The 18,810-nt window shown below is 62.1% G+C and carries 13 protein-coding genes; 11 read left to right on the plus strand and 2 right to left on the minus strand.

Annotated features, from left to right (window positions below; translation table 11 throughout):
* Positions 1-2: 2 nt before the first annotated feature.
* Entirely contained in the window at positions 3-1,070 is a 1,068-nt protein-coding gene (locus GN234_RS14885) for a DUF2333 family protein (RefSeq protein WP_109752262.1), read from the minus strand.
* Between the two features lie 284 nt (positions 1,071-1,354).
* On the opposite strand from GN234_RS14885, the gene GN234_RS14890 reads away from it, so the two are divergent.
* The 5 genes from GN234_RS14890 (at position 1,355) to accC (ending at position 7,642) form a co-directional block, all read left to right on the plus strand.
* Complete coding sequence (locus GN234_RS14890; RefSeq protein ID WP_116834085.1) at positions 1,355-3,025, plus strand: GGDEF domain-containing response regulator; 1,671 nt, start codon at positions 1,355-1,357, stop codon at positions 3,023-3,025.
* A gap of 1,450 nt (positions 3,026-4,475) precedes the next feature.
* Positions 4,476-5,024, plus strand: coding sequence for a methyl-accepting chemotaxis protein (locus GN234_RS30350; protein ID WP_370873795.1), 549 nt, complete (start codon positions 4,476-4,478; stop codon positions 5,022-5,024).
* Positions 5,025-5,303: 279 nt separating this feature from the next.
* Positions 5,304-5,756: a type II 3-dehydroquinate dehydratase gene (gene aroQ / locus GN234_RS14900; protein ID WP_109752257.1), complete on the plus strand. Its 453-nt coding sequence runs from the start codon at positions 5,304-5,306 to the stop codon at positions 5,754-5,756.
* A gap of 48 nt (positions 5,757-5,804) precedes the next feature.
* Positions 5,805-6,269, plus strand: a complete 465-nt coding sequence (gene accB / locus GN234_RS14905; RefSeq protein WP_030138029.1) for an acetyl-CoA carboxylase biotin carboxyl carrier protein — start codon at positions 5,805-5,807, stop codon at positions 6,267-6,269.
* 17 nt (positions 6,270-6,286) lie between these two features.
* On the plus strand, positions 6,287-7,642 hold the full coding sequence (gene accC, locus GN234_RS14910) for an acetyl-CoA carboxylase biotin carboxylase subunit (RefSeq protein WP_109752255.1): 1,356 nt from the start codon (positions 6,287-6,289) through the stop codon (positions 7,640-7,642).
* Positions 7,643-7,724: 82 nt separating this feature from the next.
* Here accC and GN234_RS14915 read toward each other — a convergent pair whose 3' ends face one another.
* Positions 7,725-11,693: a dermonecrotic toxin domain-containing protein gene (locus GN234_RS14915; protein WP_176688705.1), complete on the minus strand. Its 3,969-nt coding sequence runs from the start codon at positions 11,691-11,693 to the stop codon at positions 7,725-7,727.
* A gap of 193 nt (positions 11,694-11,886) precedes the next feature.
* Here GN234_RS14915 and prmA point away from each other — a divergent pair, with 193 nt between their 5' ends.
* From prmA to purD, 6 genes are all read left to right on the plus strand, one after another.
* On the plus strand, positions 11,887-12,765 hold the full coding sequence (gene prmA, locus GN234_RS14920; protein WP_109752251.1) for a 50S ribosomal protein L11 methyltransferase: 879 nt from the start codon (positions 11,887-11,889) through the stop codon (positions 12,763-12,765).
* Between the two features lie 30 nt (positions 12,766-12,795).
* Positions 12,796-14,022, plus strand: coding sequence for a DUF3426 domain-containing protein (locus tag GN234_RS14925; protein WP_109752249.1), 1,227 nt, complete (start codon positions 12,796-12,798; stop codon positions 14,020-14,022).
* Between the two features lie 185 nt (positions 14,023-14,207).
* Positions 14,208-15,215, plus strand: a complete 1,008-nt coding sequence (gene dusB, locus GN234_RS14930; protein ID WP_109752247.1) for a tRNA dihydrouridine synthase DusB — start codon at positions 14,208-14,210, stop codon at positions 15,213-15,215.
* Positions 15,212-15,532: a DNA-binding transcriptional regulator Fis gene (gene fis, locus GN234_RS14935; RefSeq protein ID WP_003186237.1), complete on the plus strand. Its 321-nt coding sequence runs from the start codon at positions 15,212-15,214 to the stop codon at positions 15,530-15,532. The genes dusB and fis overlap by 4 nt, the downstream gene beginning before the upstream one ends.
* Before the next feature lie 83 nt (positions 15,533-15,615).
* Positions 15,616-17,223 carry a bifunctional phosphoribosylaminoimidazolecarboxamide formyltransferase/IMP cyclohydrolase gene (purH, locus tag GN234_RS14940; protein ID WP_109752245.1) on the plus strand — a complete coding sequence of 536 codons (1,608 nt, stop codon included), beginning with the start codon at positions 15,616-15,618 and terminating at the stop codon, positions 17,221-17,223.
* 218 nt (positions 17,224-17,441) lie between these two features.
* Positions 17,442-18,737: a phosphoribosylamine--glycine ligase gene (gene purD / locus GN234_RS14945; protein WP_109752243.1), complete on the plus strand. Its 1,296-nt coding sequence runs from the start codon at positions 17,442-17,444 to the stop codon at positions 18,735-18,737.
* The last annotated feature ends 73 nt before the right edge of the window (positions 18,738-18,810 follow it).

Raw genomic sequence — 18,810 nt, forward strand, 5'->3', positions numbered from 1 at the left:
TATCAGCCCTGGTTCAGCAATTGCCGCAAGTCGATGACCGCTGCGTTGGCCCGGGAAATATAGTTGGCCATGACCAGCGAGTGGTTCGCCAGGACACCGAAGCCGCTGCCGTTGAGGATCATCGGGCTCCAGACAGGTTCCTGGGACGCTTCCAGTTCACGAATGATCTGCCGCACGCTGACCGTGGCGTTCTTTTTTGCCAGTACATCGGCGAAGTCCACTTCGATGGCGCGCAGCAGGTGCGACAGCGCCCAAGCCTGACCGCGGGCCTCGTAGAACACGTTATCGATTTGCAGCCACGGGGTCTCGACCACCTCTTCATCCACCTGCGGCACCTGGCCCGGGGCCGGAACTTCGGTTTTCAGCGAGGTGTTGAGCTTGACCCGGCCAACGCTGGCCGACAGGCGCTGGGACAACGAACCCAGGCGAGTGCCAACATCCCCCAGCCAGTTGTTCAGGTTGTCGGCACGGGCGTAGAACAGTGCACTTTTCTGGCTTGGGTCGGACAGGCGCGCCTGATAGCGGCTCAGGGAGTTGATGCCTTCCTGATACTCAGACTCACTGGAGGGCAGCACCCAACTGCGGTTGTCGAAGTTGAAGCGCGGCTCGGCCTTGGCCAGGTCGGCGTCCTCGGCGGACTGGGACTGGGAACGGGCGAAGTCCTTGCGCAGGGCACGGCTCAGGTCGCGGACCTGCACCAGCACGCCATATTCCCAGCTCGGCATGTTGTCCATCCACAGGCCTGGCGGGAAGCGGTCATTGGAGATGTAGCCACCCGGCTTGGTCAGCAGGGTCCCGGCCACCGTCTTGAGCGTCTCGACCGTGGTGTAGCCCACCACCATTTGCCGGCCATCTTTCTCGGCCGCGGCCTGGGCGTTCTGCTGCACCGGGAACAGCGCGGGCTCCTGGCTCCAATACCAGCCGACGGCAATGGTCACCAACAGGTAGAGGCCGATCAGCGTAGCCAGTGCGCGGCTGAAAAAAAGCCCGCCCAGGTAGCTGCGGGCCTCCGATTTCGGCTCGGCGGCACGTTCAGGCGCGCTGCCCGCGCGGTTTTTCCAGTCCAGCATGGCGATATCCCTTCAATCACTTGAGTTCACGGTTCGACCACAACCCTACGCCATCGTGCCTGATTTGAAACGCGATAATGCGCCACCAATATGCCGGCCACGACAGGGCAGTCGAACCGGCACTATAAAGGACGCGCTGCCAGCGGCCTATGAGACTGACCGGTCACAAACTGAATTTCGTGCCAGGACAGATTATTGACGTATGACACTCATGTGGGGGAAAAGAGGTGCTAGCATAGAGCCACCAGTCGACCTCAGCATGCACCCTAACTAGTTGTCAGGATATGACCGAGCCAGAAGACCCCAGCCGTGAGCGCCTCAAGCACCACTTTGCCCAGCGGGTAATTCATCAGGCTCGTCAGATCCTGGAGATTTGGCAGCGCCTGCAACGCACTGAGTGGTCAAGCACCGACCTGGCGGAGCTCAGCGAGGCCAATCTGCGCTTGCTGCGCTTTGCCGAGCGCTTCGAACAGCCCGAGCATTCCCAACTGGCCCAAGGCATCAGCCAGTCGTTGCAAGCGGTGGACGCCAATCGCGGACGCCTGAGCAGCCACTTGATCACCGAAATCAACCGCTTGATGCAGCGCTTGTCTCGTACCGGCCTGCGCCACGGCGACCAGCTCGAACAAACCTTCCTGCCACCGCTGCGCAAACCCATCTACGTGTTGCTGCAGGACCATGACCGCGCCGAGCGCCTGGCCAAACAGCTGGAGTTCTTCGGCCTCAGCGCCCAGGCGCTGGACAATGTCGCGGCGTTCCGGGCAGCGATGGTCGAGCGTCTGCCGGCAGCGATCGTCATGGATGTGGATTTCAGCGGTCCCGGCGCCGGCCTGAAACTGGCCGCCGAAGCCCAGGAAGGCCTGGAACAACCGCTGCCACTGTTGTTCTTCAGCCTGTTGGAAACCGACACGCCGACACGCCTGGCCGCGGTGCGCGCCGGTGGCCAGGAATTTCTCACCGGCACCCTCGAAGCCTCGAGCCTGCTGGAAAAGATCGAAGTGCTGACCTGCGTCGCCCAGTACGATCCATACAAAGTGCTGATCATCGATGACTCCCGCGCCCAGGCCATGCACACCGAACGCTTGCTCAACAGTGCCGGCATCATCACCCGCACGCTGATCGAACCCATCCAGGCCATGGCCGAGCTGGCGGATTTCCAGCCCGACCTGATCATCCTCGACATGTACATGCCGGCCTGCACCGGCACGGAACTGGCCAAGGTAATTCGCCACAACGACCGCTATGTCAGTGTGCCGATCATCTACCTGTCCGCCGAAGACGACCTGGACAAGCAACTCGACGCCATGAGCGAGGGCGGCGACGACTTCCTGACCAAACCGATCAAGCCCCGGCACCTGATCACCACCGTGCGCAACCGTGCCGCCCGGGCGCGCAACCTCAAGGCGCGGATGGTGCGCGACAGCCTCACCGGCCTGTACAACCACACCCATATCCTCCAGTTGCTCGAGGATTGCAGCTTCCGCGCTCGACGCGAAGGCAAGCCCCTGAGCTTCGCCATGCTCGACATCGACCATTTCAAACGAGTCAATGACAGCCACGGCCATCCCATGGGCGACCGGGTGATCAAGAGCCTGGCGCTGTTTCTCAAGCAGCGCCTGCGCAAGACCGATTTCATCGGCCGTTACGGCGGCGAAGAATTCGCCATCGTCATGCCCGACACCGATATCGACGCCGCCTGCAAGGTGCTGGATGAAATTCGCCAGCGCTTTGCCGAAATCCACTATCCGGCCCAGCCCCAGGATTTGTGGTGCACCTTCAGCGCCGGCGTGGTGGAGATGAGCGATGACTCCGACAGCCTGATGATGGCCAGCCAGGCGGACGAAGCGCTGTATCGCGCCAAGCACGCCGGGCGCAATCGGGTACAGAGCGCCCGGCAATCAAAGCAAAGTGCCACCTTTTCATCGGAATCGACCGATTCGGTCATAAACCTGTAACGCAAGCGCAATAAATTCAGGCACTTACGATTCTGCCCTTGGTAGACCCTTGATGCGCCTGAAGCTGCTGACCAATCTCAATACCCTTCTTCTCGTTGCCGTGTGCCTGGGTCTTGGGGCCACGCTATGGTGGTCGCAGATCGCCCTGGAACGACCCTACTTGCTGATGGAGCGCTACCTGGGCCTGTCGCGGCAATTCCAGGGCGACGTGGCGCGCAACATCGAGGACTACCTGGCCAGCGGCGACGCCTTGCGCCTGAGCGCGGCGACCCAGGCCCTGGAGACCCTGCAAAAAGACCTCGATCAGTTCCCCCCGGCACTGGCCAAGACCCTGCGCCCAAGCCTGTCGAACCTCGACGGTTTCAGCAAGACCGACCTGCTGGCCGCCGGCAAACTGGCCGGCGATCCGCAAGCCTTGTTGTTGCAAGCCGAGCGCGAACTGAGTGCCAGCCTCGACCAACTGGCCCAATACGCCAATGGCACCCCTGCCTACTTGCCCGCATTGTTTGCCGCTTCACAGCACCTGGGCCGGTTGTCTCTCACGCGGGACAAACTGGTCAGCAGCGGTCGCAGCGAATTGGCCGCCGACGTCGAGCGGGAACTGGCGAGCATCCGCCTTGAGGCCGAACGCCTCGACAGCCTGCCACTGCTGGGCGTCACTACCAGCAGTGAATCGGGCAGCGATGATTTCGCCGCGCTGATGGGCCTGGAGGCCCAGGAAAAAGCCGCTGCCGAAGATGCCGGCATCGCCCTCAAGCGCGAACTCAACAGCCTGCTGGGTCGCTATCCCGCCGAATTGACCCGCACCCGCGAACTGATCCAGAAACGCACCGAACTGAGCAGCGCCACGCATCTGAAAATCACCGACGTGCAACAGGCGATCGATGCAATGGAACCGGCGGTGCGGGCCCAGCATGGGCAGATCCAGGGCGAGGTTCGCCTGATCCAAGGGGTGATGATTGGCTTGATCCTGCTGATCGCGCTGCTCATCGACACCTTGCAGCGACGCCTGGCCCGCACCTTGACGCACCTCGCTCCGGCCCTGTCGACCTGGGCCGAAGGGGATTTCAGCCGCGATATCCATGTCGGCGCCAGCAATCGCGAGTTGCAAGACATCGAAGCGTCGCTCAATCGTCTGCGCGCTTATCTGGTGGACCTGGTGGGCACCATCCGCGTCAACGCCGAACAGGTCGCCGGCAGCAGCCGGGCCCTGGCCGAGTTGAGCGGCGAGCTACACAGCGGCGCCGAGGATCAGGCCGGCGACACGGCGCTGATCCGTGATTCCCTCAGCGAACTGGAAGCGACGATCCAGCAAGTGGCCGGCGATGCCAGCCAGGCCGCGGATGCCAGCCGCAATGCCGGGCAGGCGGTGGAACAAGGGCAGAAAGTCATCGGCCTGAGCCTCACGGGCCTGCACGCACTGGTGGGGGAAGTGCAGGACAACGCGCAGATGATCGAACAACTGGCCGAGGAATCGGCCACCATCGGCGGCGTGCTGACGGTGATTCGTTCGATTGCCGACCAGACCAACCTGCTGGCCCTCAACGCCGCCATCGAAGCGGCCCGCGCCGGGGAAATGGGCCGAGGCTTCGCGGTAGTGGCCGAGGAGGTCCGCTCCCTGGCCCAACGCACGGCCGGCGCCACCGCCGAAATCCAGACGCTGATCGCCCGCTTGCAACTGGCCGCGCGCCAATCGGTGGACGGCATGCGCGCCCAGGTCGAACACGCCGAAGCCACCGCCAACCAGGCGCAGGCGGCCGACGGCGCGCTGGACGAAATCGTCGGCGCCATCCAGACAATCTCCGCCACGGCGGTACGTATCGCCGACGTCACCGCCCAACAAAGCGGCGCCGTCAGCGAAATCCGCGATCACAGTGAGCGGATTCATCAATTGGGTGGCGATAATCTGCTACGCATCGGCCAAGGGCGGGAACAGGGCGATAACCTGCTGGTGCTGGGCGGGCGGCTGCACACGGCGGTGCAGGCGTTTCGGGTTTAAGCAGCACAGATCCATTGTGGGAGCGAGCCTGCTCGCGATTGCGGTGGGTCAGCGTGCATCGATATTGAATGTGCCGCCGTCTTCGTGAGCAGGCTCGCTCCCACAAGGCTCAGGACAGGCTGGCGAAACCGGGGATGACCGGATTTTGGAGGATGGTCACAAATTTCGCGTAAACATCGGTCATCGTGCTGGCTATTGCCGAGAACTGGACAGTCATTAAGGCTTTGCGGCATAGTCGCCAGGTTCTGATACCTGCTCACAGATAACAAGGAACAGCAGATGGCGACCCTATTGGTCCTGCATGGACCCAACCTGAACCTGCTGGGCACCCGTGAACCGGGCGTCTACGGGGCCGTGACACTGGCCCAGATCAACCAGGACCTTGAGCAGCGGGCCCGCAACGCCGGCCATCATTTGCTCTATCTGCAAAGCAACGCCGAATATGAATTGATCGACCGTATCCATGCCGCCCGTGGCGAAGGCGTGGATTTCATCTTGATCAATCCAGCAGCTTTTACACACACAAGTGTCGCATTACGTGACGCGCTGCTGGCGGTGAGCATCCCATTCATCGAAGTGCATTTGTCCAACGTGCACAAACGCGAACCTTTCCGTCATCACTCCTACTTCTCCGATGTAGCAGTGGGAGTGATTTGCGGCCTCGGCGCCAGTGGTTACCGACTGGCCCTGGAGGCCGCCCTAGAGCAGCTTGAAAGACCGGCAACAGCTTGAACAACAAGCGTTAAACGCCCCTGACCGACCCTTGGGAGTTGATGATTCATGGATATCCGTAAAGTTAAGAAATTGATCGAATTGCTGGAAGAGTCCGGCATCGACGAGCTTGAGATCAAGGAAGGCGAAGAGTCCGTACGCATCAGCCGCCACAGCAAGACCCCGGCCCAGCAGTTCTATGCACCGGCCCCAATGCAGGCTCCGGCCGCCGCACCCGCTCCAGCCGCCGCCCCGGTTGCCGCCGCAGCGCCAGCCGCACCTGCGGCACCAGCGCTCAACGGCACTGTCGCCCGTTCGCCAATGGTGGGCACGTTCTATCGCAAGTCTTCGCCATCCTCGCCGTCCTTCGTTGAAGTCGGCCAGACCGTGAAGAAAGGCGACACCCTGTGCATCGTCGAAGCCATGAAGATGATGAACCACATCGAAGCTGAAACCAGCGGTGTGATCGAATCCATCCTCGTCGAAGACGGCCAGCCGGTTGAGTACGACCAACCGCTGTTCACCATCGTTTGAACCGCGGAGAGCCTTTGATGACTGCGAAGTTGGAAAAAGTTCTGATCGCTAACCGCGGTGAGATCGCCCTGCGGATTCTGCGTGCCTGCAAAGAGATGGGCATCAAGACCGTCGCCGTTTACTCCAAGGCCGACAAAGAACTGATGCACCTGGGCCTGGCGGACGAATCCGTCTGCATCGGTCCGGCGTCGGCTGCGCACTCCTACCTGCACATCCCGGCGATCATCGCCGCTGCCGAAGTGACCGGCGCCACCGCCATTCACCCTGGCTACGGCTTCCTGGCGGAAAACGCCGACTTCGCCGAGCAGGTCGAAAATTCCGGTTTCGCCTTCATTGGCCCGAAAGCCGAAACCATCCGCCTGATGGGCGACAAGGTATCGGCCAAACACGCCATGATCGCCGCCGGCGTTCCAACCGTTCCGGGTTCCGACGGCCCACTGCCTGAAGACGAAGAAACCGCTCTGCGCATCGGTCGCGAAGTCGGTTATCCGGTGATCATCAAGGCCGCTGGCGGCGGCGGTGGTCGCGGCATGCGCGTGGTACACAAGGAAGAAGACCTGATTTCCTCGGCGAAACTGACCCGCTCCGAAGCTGGCGCGGCGTTCGGCAACCCGATGGTCTACCTGGAAAAATTCCTGACCAACCCACGTCACGTCGAAGTCCAGGTACTGTCCGACGGCCAGGGCCATGCGATCCACCTGGGCGACCGCGATTGCTCGCTGCAACGCCGTCACCAGAAAGTGCTCGAAGAAGCGCCGGCACCGGGCATCGACGAGCAGGCTCGCGAAGAAGTCCTGGCACGTTGCGTCAAGGCCTGTATCGATATTGGCTATCGCGGCGCCGGTACCTTCGAGTTCCTGTACGAGAACGGTCGTTTCTACTTCATCGAAATGAACACCCGTGTTCAGGTGGAGCACCCGGTCTCGGAAATGGTCACCGGTATCGACATCGTCAAGGAGATGCTCAGCATCGCCGCCGGCAACAAGCTGTCGTTCACCCAGGATGACGTGGTCATCCGCGGTCACGCGCTGGAATGCCGGATCAACGCCGAAGACCCGAAAACCTTCATGCCAAGCCCAGGTACGGTCAAGCACTTCCATGCCCCGGGCGGCAATGGCGTTCGCGTCGACTCGCACCTGTACAGCGGTTATGCCGTTCCACCGAACTACGACTCGTTGATCGGCAAGCTGATCACCTACGGCGCGACCCGTGACGAAGCCATGGCGCGCATGCGCAATGCCCTGGACGAAATCGTGGTAGACGGGATCAAGACCAACATCCCGCTGCACCGCGACCTCGTACGTGACGAAGGCTTCTGCAAAGGCGGCGTCAACATCCATTACCTGGAACACAAGCTGGGCAACCAGCACTGATGCTTCAAGTGATGTAGAAAAGACCCCGGTCCATTGGCCGGGGTCTTTTTTTGCCGGCCTTGCGGGATGGCGGCGAACCCAATCAGCTCAGCACCACCGTAGGCAACGCCTGCGCTTCGATCTGCGACGCTGTCGCGACCCTGCCCTGCGGAGTACGGATGGCCCCGCTGGCAGTGGCTACCAACGGTTCGCTGCGCAAGCGCGTCATGAACCCACGGGCACGTACTGATACGGGATCGGTGCTCTTTTTCGCCCTCGCCAGCACCGGTATGTAGTAGCGCTCGACTTGACTGCGTGAGGTCTTGAAGACCGTAGTGACACCACTGCGCAGCTCCAGTGACACGCCGTAGGTATTGCCGAAGCAGGAAGAGTACGACCAGTGATCCCAGGTGGGCTGCAAACCCTGGCGCCTCATCGCCGAGCGGACTCGCCCGCCAATGTCGACCCCCGTCAACCAGTCCCCCCCCACCAGCGTGGCGCGGATGTCTTTGCCCGATCCCCCCAGGCGTTGCATCACGTCGCGAACACTGCGTTCGATGAGCGCGCGGATATTATGATCGAAATGAATCACCGCCCCCACCCGGGTGGTCGGGTTGTACAACGAAGCGATCACACAGGTCTGCGCGTTCAGCGAGAACAGATAGTTGTCCGCCGCCGCCTCGCTGAACCTTGCCACCACGGCCTCGCCTTGCAACGCGCCCCTCGATACATCCGGGAAGACATGGTTGGGAAACGCCTCCCGCAGATCGCTCACTCGCCCAAGGACAAGCGTTTGCTCATTGCCCCCCTTCAAGCCGACCGAGTTGTGCGTCCACTGACCATTTCCCATTCTGCGGATGGGCAGGTTGTACAGAGCGCCGGGGCGACTGGCGTCCACCAGGCACAAGCCGCCGAAACGAGAATCTTCCTTCACCTGGTAGTACTTGCCCCTGCTGCGTATGAAATATGTATTGAGCGGCTGCGATGCACTGGATGGGCTGCGATAAGTCCCCTGGTAAATGCCCTCCTCGGTCACCCGCTCCAGATTCTCGGGGGTTTTGCTGACCGCCTGTTTCGGCTTGAAGCGTATGGGTTGGACGATCGGTCCGGCTTCCTTGGCAATCAGCGGCGTCATGCGTTTCAAGCGCTGCCCGGACAAGGACATGGACTTCACGACAAGCTTCAGGCTTCTGGCCGCCGGCCCCAGTAACGAAGCAATGGTTCCTGCTCCCAGCGCGGCGAACAGTACCCCCCAGGAGGCCATCAACCAGTGGCCCAGCGCGCGATCCGTGTTCCCCTGCCCATGCGCCTGCGCAGCCTGCTTGACACTGACGGCGATCACGGCCGCATCCAGCAACAGAGCAAAGGGCGGGTAGACCAGGCACACCGGTGCCGATGCAAACAGCAGCCCCTTGATGACCTGTCGCCTGATCACTTCGGCACGGCTCTGGGTGATGTCTTCCACATCGGTGACAGCCCGCTCGATGTAAGCATCGAACTCTGCCTGGATATCGCTCACTCGATTGAACTCGCGCAACGTATCGACGCCGATGCTCGCCGCCGCCAGAGCCACCAGTGAACGCCTGACCGCCGTACGGGCGCCGAGTCCGACCCGCTCCAGCACGTAGTCATGCAGGCGCGCGACGACTTTCCCGGTAAAGTCCCGGTACGGGCGAAACGTGACACCGTCCGGAGCGTCAGGCGTATACAGCCAAGACGAGCCCTTCGGATCGAAGTAGGTGAAGACGTAGACGCCCATCACGACATGACCGCCGACGGAAAACCTGATCACCCCCTCACGCTGGACGACAGCCCCCGAATACACCGGGCCGACCACCGGCACCGCTTCACTCAGGAGGGTGACTTGTCGAGTGAGCCACCAGAATTCGTTCGCGCTCAACTGGAACTGACCCGTTGCGACACGCAGGTCACGGTCCATCCGGGTCAGCACCAGGTTACGGTAGGCGGTGCGACGCAAGATGTACTCAGCGGCACGGGCGTCGAGGAACCGGGCACGGATCTGCCGCGCATACTGCTCACCCACGTACGCCCGTCGAAGATAGGACGCCAGCTCCGCACTGCGGACCTGCCTCAGATCCTGTCCCACCGATGAACGTACGCCTTTTCGCGGATTGTCGATGCCCGAGTTGTCGTCATAGCCGTAGATGGCCAGCTCCAGCAGGCTGGAGACGTTCGTCTTGCCATCGGCCAACCCCGGGTTGTAGTCGATGAGCACCGTTTCGGGATCGACGGCCCCCTGCACACCTTTGCTGCGCATATAAGGAGCAATGGCTTGCGTGACGATACGCTTGGCGAAATCCACAAAGGCTTCGTAGCCTGCCATCTGCTGGCTGAGCACCTCCTGATGAACCAGGAGCTCCTGGCTCAGGCTGCTGATGTTTCGCCGGGAATCAAGCGGCAAGGCGGCGTACCAGCGAGGCGATTCGTCCGCCGCCACCTGTGCCAGATTGTTGTTCAGGCCCATCGCAACGAGGTCTTCCAGGCAAGCCCTGAAACCGCTCACCGTCCCTCGGGGATCCTTGCTCGAATCCCAAGTCGTCGGCTTGTCCACCACGCTGGCAAAGTACTCCCGCGCCCCGCTCCGTTCGACTGGAAAGAGGCGCTGCAGCAAGTACTCGCGACCGACTTCGCTACGGGTCCATGCGCCCATCTCCACGCTGACGGCCCATAACGAGGGCAACTCGATCCACTCCTGCCCATCCGGCTTGTCGGGGGCATACAGCAGCAGGTCACCTTGCAGGTCCTGGCGATAGAACAAGAGAAAATCGGCACAGCACATAGCGTTCGCAAGCACCACGCAGCTGACCCGCCAAACGCTGGCGGCCTGCGCCGAGGCCTCGCTCTCCCACAAGGCTTTGACCGCCTCATGGTTCGCCTGCTTCAGGTGACCTGCACAGCGGGCAATGAATGCGCTTTGCTGCAAGCGTGCCGTGAACCAATCGAGCATGGCGTCTTTCAGATCGCTCCGGCCATACCGGTCCACCAGTGCCCGCAAGTACCCGGCCGGGGCATCGACCTGCGCCAGCATTTGGCTCATGAATGCTGGTGTAAGCGGCTGGTTGCGCAGCATTGCGCCGTTTTCCACCAGGAACACCGAAACAGCGTCCGGCCTGATCGGACCGGCCGCCAGCAACTCACTCAGGCTATGGGTGCGCACTGGCTGGCCCATCACACTTCGCCACTGCAATTGCACCCGAATGCTGTCAGGTTCGACCTCCATGTCCAACTCATGCCTGACATAGTCCTTGGCCAACTGCCGAGCGAACGCCCGCAACGACCCCAAGCCCTCAAGCAACCCGTCCACCAGCACCTGCGCCTGGAAGGTCTGGTCCTGGCAAAGCTCAAGTTGCCTACGGTCAGCTTCGCCCAGCCCCCGCAACCAGTCAGGCAGCTGCGAACGCGCGAGCGCTTGCAGACTCTGACGCTGCGACGCGCTCGCCAACGCGACCGGCTCGCTCATCCGACGCCAGCCCTCCTGGAGCTCTTCAAGCTGGCCCCGTAGCTCATCAACGTCCAGGCCTGCCAGTCGGTCCGGTTGGAAAATCATGACGACGTCGGCCATGTGACCTTCGAGCCGTTGCTCGATCAACTCCATCAAAGCGGCTTCGCCCTCGGCCATTGCCCAATGCCGTTGCAGATAGGCCCGGTAGTGGCTGATAAAACCCGAAGCGCTGCTTTCCACCACCTGGGCGATGACCTCCTGGCGCTCGACCGGCATCCCTCGATCAGCCGCGTCCGGCCAACGGTAAGGTGCGTCCTGCTCTTCGTCGGGCATGACCGGTTGCTGGTCGATCATGCGTTGCAACACCGTATCGAGCAGGGTGCCGATGAAGTGCGGATCGATGTTGTCTTGGTAATAATGGGTGCGCAGTTCGACCAGCAGATACTCCTCCAGCACCTCCAGCACGCTCATCTGGGCTTGCAGTCGAGGGTCGATGACTGCCTGCCAGCGAGTCAGTGTTTCCAGGACCGCTTGTGCCGTTGCCGCCTGCGGGGAAGATATCGGCCCCCTGCCGCTCACGTTTCTTTGTCGCTCGGCCGTGTTATCCATCACATTCCTCCCTGTTGTGTGGACCCGCACCTTATCTGCCCGCCAGTTCCTCCATGTCATACATATATATATCGAAACACCAAGCTGGACGGCGCATGACTCGCTTATCCACTTTGACGGCGACCTGGCGTACACTGCGCGCCTTTGCAGCCCCGTGCTGTCCCCCTGTAGATTTTTTCCAAAGGTGCCCGCCATGCCTTGGCTGCAAGTACGTCTGGCCATCAGCCCGGAACAAGCCGAAACCTACGAAGACGCGTTTCTTGAAGTAGGCGCCGTATCGGTAACCTTCATGGACGCCGAAGACCAGCCGATCTTCGAGCCAGAGCTCAATACCACCCCGCTGTGGTCCCACACCCACCTGCTGGCCCTGTTCGAAGGCGGTACCGAAGCGGCCAGCGTGCTGGCCCACCTCGAACTGCTCACCGGCAGCCCGCTGCCCGAGCATCACAGCGAAGTGATCGAGGACCAGGATTGGGAACGCAGCTGGATGGACAACTTCCAGCCGATGCGTTTCGGCCAGCGCCTGTGGATCGTTCCGAGCTGGCACGCCGCACCGGAGCCGGACGCGGTCAACCTGCTGCTGGACCCGGGCCTGGCGTTCGGCACCGGCACACACCCGACCACCGCACTGTGCCTGGAATGGCTCGACGGCCAGGACCTCAAGGGCTGCGACGTGCTCGACTTCGGCTGTGGCTCGGGGATCCTGGCGATTGCCGCGCTCCTGCTGGGCGCCCGGGAAGCGATCGGCACCGACATCGACGTCCAGGCCCTGGAAGCCTCCCGCGACAACGCCGGACGCAACAATATTGCCGAGGCGCAGTTCCCGCTGTACCTGCCGCAAGACTTGCCAGCGGTCCAGGCTGACGTATTGGTTGCCAACATCCTGGCCGGCCCACTGGTGTCCCTGGCGCCGCAGCTGTCGAGCCTGGTCAAGCCGGGCGGACGCCTGGCGCTGTCGGGCATCCTCGCCGAACAGGGCGAAGAAGTCGCTGGCGCTTATGCCGCGGACTTTGACCTGGACCCGATCGCCAATCGCGATGGCTGGGTGCGCATCACCGGACGTCGGCGCTAGAATGACCGCCTGTATCCACCGGATTGCCGCATGACTGACAGCTTCGTCACCCAGTGCCCGCATTGCCACACCCGTTTTCGCGTCAGCCATGCTCAATTGAGCGTGGCCCGCGGGGTGGTTCGTTGCGGCTCGTGCCTGCAGGTATTCAATGCCGCACGACAGTTGCTGGAACAACGCACTGCCAAGCAAGCGGCTCCTGCCGTCGCGCCGCCCGCCAAGCCTGCCGTCGAAGCCCCGCCCCGGGCGATCAGCCAGAAACAATGGAGCGCCGCCGAGCTGGATCTGGATGATCTGGACAAGGAACTGGCGCGCCTGGAACGACGCGACAATCGCGCCCCGGGAAATACCGGCCGGCGCCGGGAAGACAACCTGAGCGCGCAACGCGACTCGCTCTCCAGCGAGCAGCAAGCCTGGCCCGACAGCCTGTACAGCGAAACCCCGAGCGAGCGCGTCGAAACTGTCCTCGATACCCCGTTCGAACCGTTCGAACCCCACGAACCGGTGCGACCACCGCGTACCGAGCCGTCCTTGTCCCTGGCCCTTGAACCACTGGAACCGGACGACGAACCTGTCGCCCCGCTCCACCTGGCGCCAGACGACGAGCCCGACGAACACCTCGAGCGCCTGTCCGCCACCGACGACCACGACGACGAACCCGAGCAACCGGCACCGTTGCGCAAGTCACGCGAACGCCAGGAACCCGGGATACGTGCCGAGGCGCTCCACGACCTGGACGACGACCCACTGCAACTGGACTGGCGCAAACGCCGCTCGCCCTGGGGCCGCCGCCTGCTGTGGGGCCTGTTGGTGCTGCTCGCCGCTGCGGCCCTGGGCGGTCAGTACATTGCCTACCATTTCGAGGAGTTGGCCCGCCAGGACCAGTACCGCCCATGGTTCCTGCAAATCTGTCCGACCATCGGTTGCGACGTGCCATCCAAGGTCGACATCGCCAAGATCAAGAGCAGCAACCTGGTGGTGCGCAGCCATCCGGAATTCAGCGGCGCCCTGGTGGTGGACGCGATCATCTATAACCGTGCGCCCTTCTCCCAGCCTTTTCCGCTGCTGGAACTGCGTTTTGCCGACCTCAACGGGCACCTGATCGCCAGTCGCCGCTTCAAGCCAGGGGAATACCTGGGTGGCGATCTCGAGGGGCGCGGCGAAATGCCGCCGCAGACGCCCATCCATATCGCGCTGGATATCCTGGACCCTGGTCCCAAAGCGGTGAACTACAGTCTGAGCTTCCATTCTCCCGAATGAAGCCGGCGCGGGTCGGTCGATTGACGGCAGCTTTCTGACTCACCCCACCCAGACCAAACCGCTGGCGATAACAAAATAGCTGTTCAGATTTTATCCAATTCGACCTTTATCCAGTCATCGAGAGCGGGTATCATGCCAACCCTTTTTCGAACTCTCATGATCCGGCCCCACTTCAGGGAAGTCCTATGTCGGCGGTACGCATCGGCCCATATACATTGCAGAACGGCCTGGTTCTCGCCCCTATGGCGGGCGTCACCGACCAGCCCTTTCGTCAGCTGTGCAAACGCTTGGGCGCAGGTCTTGTGGTTTCGGAAATGGTCACCAGCGACATGAGTTTGTGGAACACCCGCAAATCGCGTCTGCGCATGATCCACGAAGGCGATCCCGAGCCGCGCTCGGTACAGATCGCCGGTGGCGATGCACAGATGCTGGCGGAGGCGGCCCGGGCCAATGTGGCGTTGGGCGCGCAGATCATCGATATCAACATGGGCTGCCCGGCAAAGAAGGTCTGCAACAAGGCCGCAGGCTCGGCACTGTTGAAGGATGAAGCCCTGGTCACCGAGATCCTGCAGGCGGTCGTCGCCGCAGTCGATGTGCCGGTGACCCTGAAGATTCGCACCGGATGGGACCGGGAGAACAAGAACGGCCTGACGGTGGCGAAGATCGCCGAACAGGCAGGCATCACGGCGCTGGCGGTCCACGGCCGCACCCGTGCCGACCTGTATACGGGCGAGGCCGAGTACGACACCATCGCCGCGATCAAGCAGGCGGTGTCGATTCCGGTCTTTGCCAATGGCGACGTCGACTCGCCCGAGAAGGCCCGGTACGTGCTGGACGCGACCGGTGCCGATGGCCTGTTGATCGGTCGGGCCGCCCAAGGGCGGCCATGGATTTTTCGTGAGATCGAACACTACCTGCGCACCGGGGAAAAGCTCGCGGCGCCGCAGTTGGCCGAGGTGGAACGTATTCTGCTAGAGCATCTGGCCGCGCTCCATGCCTTCTACGGAGAAGTCATGGGCGTACGCATCGCTCGCAAGCATGTGGGCTGGTATCTCGCAACCCTGCCGGGCGCCAGGGAGTTTCGCGCCCGTTTCAATCGTTTGGATGGTACGCAAGCACAATGCGCCGACGTTCAGGCGTTCTTCGCTGAGCGTTACAAGAGCCTGACAGGGGACGAAGGGGTGGCCGCATGACGATGATGACCGAGACTTTAGTGAGTGGAACAACACCCGTGAGCGACAACGTGAATTTGAAACAGCACCTCAATACGCCCAGCGAAGAAGGCCAGACCCTTCGCGGGAGTGTCGAGAAGGCGCTGCACAATTATTTCGCCCACCTTGAGGGCGCTGCCGTCACGGATGTGTACAACCTGGTGCTTTCCGAAGTCGAGGCGCCTTTGCTCGAAAGCGTGATGAACTACGTCAAGGGCAACCAGACCAAAGCCAGTGAGCTGCTGGGCCTGAACCGCGGCACCCTGCGCAAGAAACTCAAGCAGTACGATCTGCTGTAAGCATTCAATCAAACCAGAAAGGCGCCCGTGTAAAAAACGGTCGCCTTTTTTGCTGACTTCCCTTGCTTTTGATGGAAATTGAAATGACCGACCAGACCACCCGCCTGCCGATCCGCCGCGCCTTGATCAGCGTCTCCGACAAGACCGGGATCCTCGAATTCGCCCGCGAGCTGCAACAGCTGGGCGTCGAGATTCTCTCCACCGGCGGGACCTTCAAGCTGCTGCAGGACAATGGCGTTGCCGCAGTGGAAGTCGCGGACTACACCGGTTTTGCGGAAATGATGGACGGTCGGGTCAAGACCCTGCACCCGAAAATCCATGGCGGGATCCTCGGTCGTCGCGGCATCGACGATGCAATCATGAACGAACACGGCATCAAGCCGATCGACCTGGTGGCCGTCAACCTCTACCCGTTCGAAGCCACCATCAGCAAGCCTGGTTGCGACCTGCCGACCGCCATCGAAAACATCGACATCGGTGGCCCGACCATGGTCCGCTCGGCGGCCAAGAACCACAAGGACGTGGCCATCGTGGTCAACGCCAGCGACTACGCCGGCGTGCTGGAAAACCTCAAGGCCGGTGGCCTGACCTATGCCCAGCGTTTCGACCTGATGCTCAAGGCCTTCGAACACACCGCCGCCTACGACGGCATGATCGCCAACTACATGGGCACCGTGAACCAGGCTGCTGAAACCCTGAGCACAGAAGGCCGCAGTGAATTCCCACGCACCTTCAACACCCAGTTCATCAAGGCCCAGGAAATGCGCTACGGTGAGAACCCGCACCAGAGCGCGGCGTTCTACGTGGAAGCCAAGCCAGCCGAAGTCGGCATTGCCACCGCCACCCAACTGCAAGGCAAGGAACTGTCGTTCAACAACGTGGCCGACACCGACGCCGCGCTGGAGTGCGTGAAGAGCTTCGTCAAGCCGGCCTGCGTGATCGTCAAGCACGCCAACCCGTGCGGCGTGGCCGTGAGCCCGGACGCCGAGGGCGGCATCCGCCAGGCCTACGAACTGGCCTACGCCACCGACACCGAGTCGGCCTTCGGCGGCATCATCGCCTTCAACCGTGAACTGGACGCCGCGACCGCCAAGGCCATCGTCGAGCGCCAGTTCGTCGAAGTGATCATCGCCCCTTCGGTCAGCGAAGAAGCCCGCGCCATCGTCGCCGCCAAGGCCAATGTGCGCCTGCTGGCTTGCGGCCAATGGTCGGCCGACCGTGCGCCGGCCTGGGACTACAAGCGCGTCAACGGCGGCCTGCTGGTCCAGAGCCGCGACATCGGCATGATCGGCAGCGAAGACCTGAAAGTGGTGACCAAGCGCGCCCCGAGCGAGCAGGAAATCAACGACCTGATCTTCGCCTGGAAAGTCGCCAAGTACGTCAAGTCCAATGCCATCGTCTACGCCAAGAACCGCCAGACCATCGGCGTTGGCGCCGGCCAGATGAGCCGCGTGAACTCGGCCCGCATCGCCGCCATCAAGGCCGAGCACGCCGGTTTGCAGGTACAAGGCGCGGTCATGGCCTCCGATGCGTTCTTCCCGTTCCGCGACGGCATCGACAATGCGGCCAAGGTCGGCATCACCGCGGTGATCCAGCCGGGTGGTTCAATGCGTGACAGCGAAGTGATCGCTGCTGCTGATGAAGCAGGCATTGCCATGGTATTCACCGGCATGCGCCACTTCCGTCACTAACATCGATCAATGTGGGAGCTGGATTTGTGTGGGAGCAAGGCTCTGTGGGAGCAAGGCTTGCCCGCGATGCAGGCAACTCGGTCCATCAGGCAAACCGAGGTGATGCTATCGCGGGCAAGCCTTGCTCCCACACAAGCCCAGCTCCCACACAAACTCGCTCCCACAGAAAAGCATCTCTGTGGTGCTCAACAGAATCAGCGTCATCCGAGGTTTTTGAAATGAATGTTTTGATCATTGGCAGCGGTGGCCGCGAACACGCCCTGGCCTGGAAAGTGGCTCAGGATCCGCGTGTGCAGAAGGTCTTCGTGGCACCGGGCAATGCCGGCACCGCCATTGAAGCCAAGTGTGAAAACGTCGCCATCGACGTGCTGGCCCTGGAACAACTGGCCGATTTCGCCGAGAAAAACGTCTCGCTGACCATCGTCGGCCCGGAAGTGCCACTGGTCGCCGGCGTGGTCGATCTGTTCCGCTCCCGTGGCCTGGACTGCTTCGGTCCGACCGCCGGTGCCGCGCAACTGGAAGGCTCGAAAGCGTTCACCAAGGACTTCCTGGCGCGTCACAAGATCCCGACCGCCGACTACCAGAACTTCACCGAAATCGAACCGGCCCTGGCCTACCTGCGCGAGAAAGGCGCACCGATCGTGATCAAGGCCGACGGCCTGGCGGCCGGTAAAGGCGTGATCGTCGCCATGACCCTGGCCGAAGCCGAAGACGCCGTGCGCGACATGCTGGCCGGCAATGCCTTCGGTGACGCCGGTTCGCGCGTGGTGATCGAAGAGTTCCTCGACGGCGAGGAAGCCAGCTTCATCGTCATGGTCGATGGCAAGAACGTCCTGCCAATGGCTACCAGCCAGGACCACAAGCGCGTCGGCGATGGCGACAGCGGCCCGAACACCGGTGGCATGGGCGCCTACTCCCCGGCCCCGGTGGTGACCGCCCAAGTGCACCAACGGGTCATGGACCAGGTGATCTGGCCGACCGTGCGCGGCATGGCCGAGGAAGGTAATGTCTACACCGGTTTCCTCTATGCTGGCCTGATGATCGACAAGGCTGGTAACCCAAAAGTCATCGAATTCAACTGCCGTTTCGGCGATCCTGAGACCCAGCCGGTGATGCTGCGCCTGCAATCGAGCCTGGTCCTGCTGGTCGAGGCCGCACTGGCCCAGGCACTGGACAAAGTGGAAGCCCAGTGGGATCCACGCCCAAGCGTCGGTGTCGTATTGGCGGCCGGCGGTTACCCGGGCGACTATGCCAAAGGTAGCGCGATCTTGGGCCTGGACGCCGCGGCCCGGTTGGAAGGCAAGGTCTTCCATGCAGGCACAGCGTTGAAGGATGGACACGTGGTCACCGCCGGCGGTCGTGTGCTTTGCGCCACCGCCATGGGCGCCAGTGTCGACGAAGCTCAGCAGCAGGCCTACAAGCTTGCCGCCGAGATCGACTGGGAAGGTTGTTTCTACCGCAAGGACATTGGCTACCGCGCCATTGCCCGCGAGCGTGGCGAAAATCTGGAATAACCCAGCCATTCAGCCAGGCAAGGGTCTACGGCCCTTGCCTGACTGTTCCGGCGCCGCGCATAGTTATAATCTG

The sequence above is a fragment of the Pseudomonas bijieensis genome, from assembly GCF_013347965.1.
In the GTDB taxonomy this organism is placed as follows: Bacteria; Pseudomonadota; Gammaproteobacteria; order Pseudomonadales; family Pseudomonadaceae; genus Aquipseudomonas; species Aquipseudomonas bijieensis.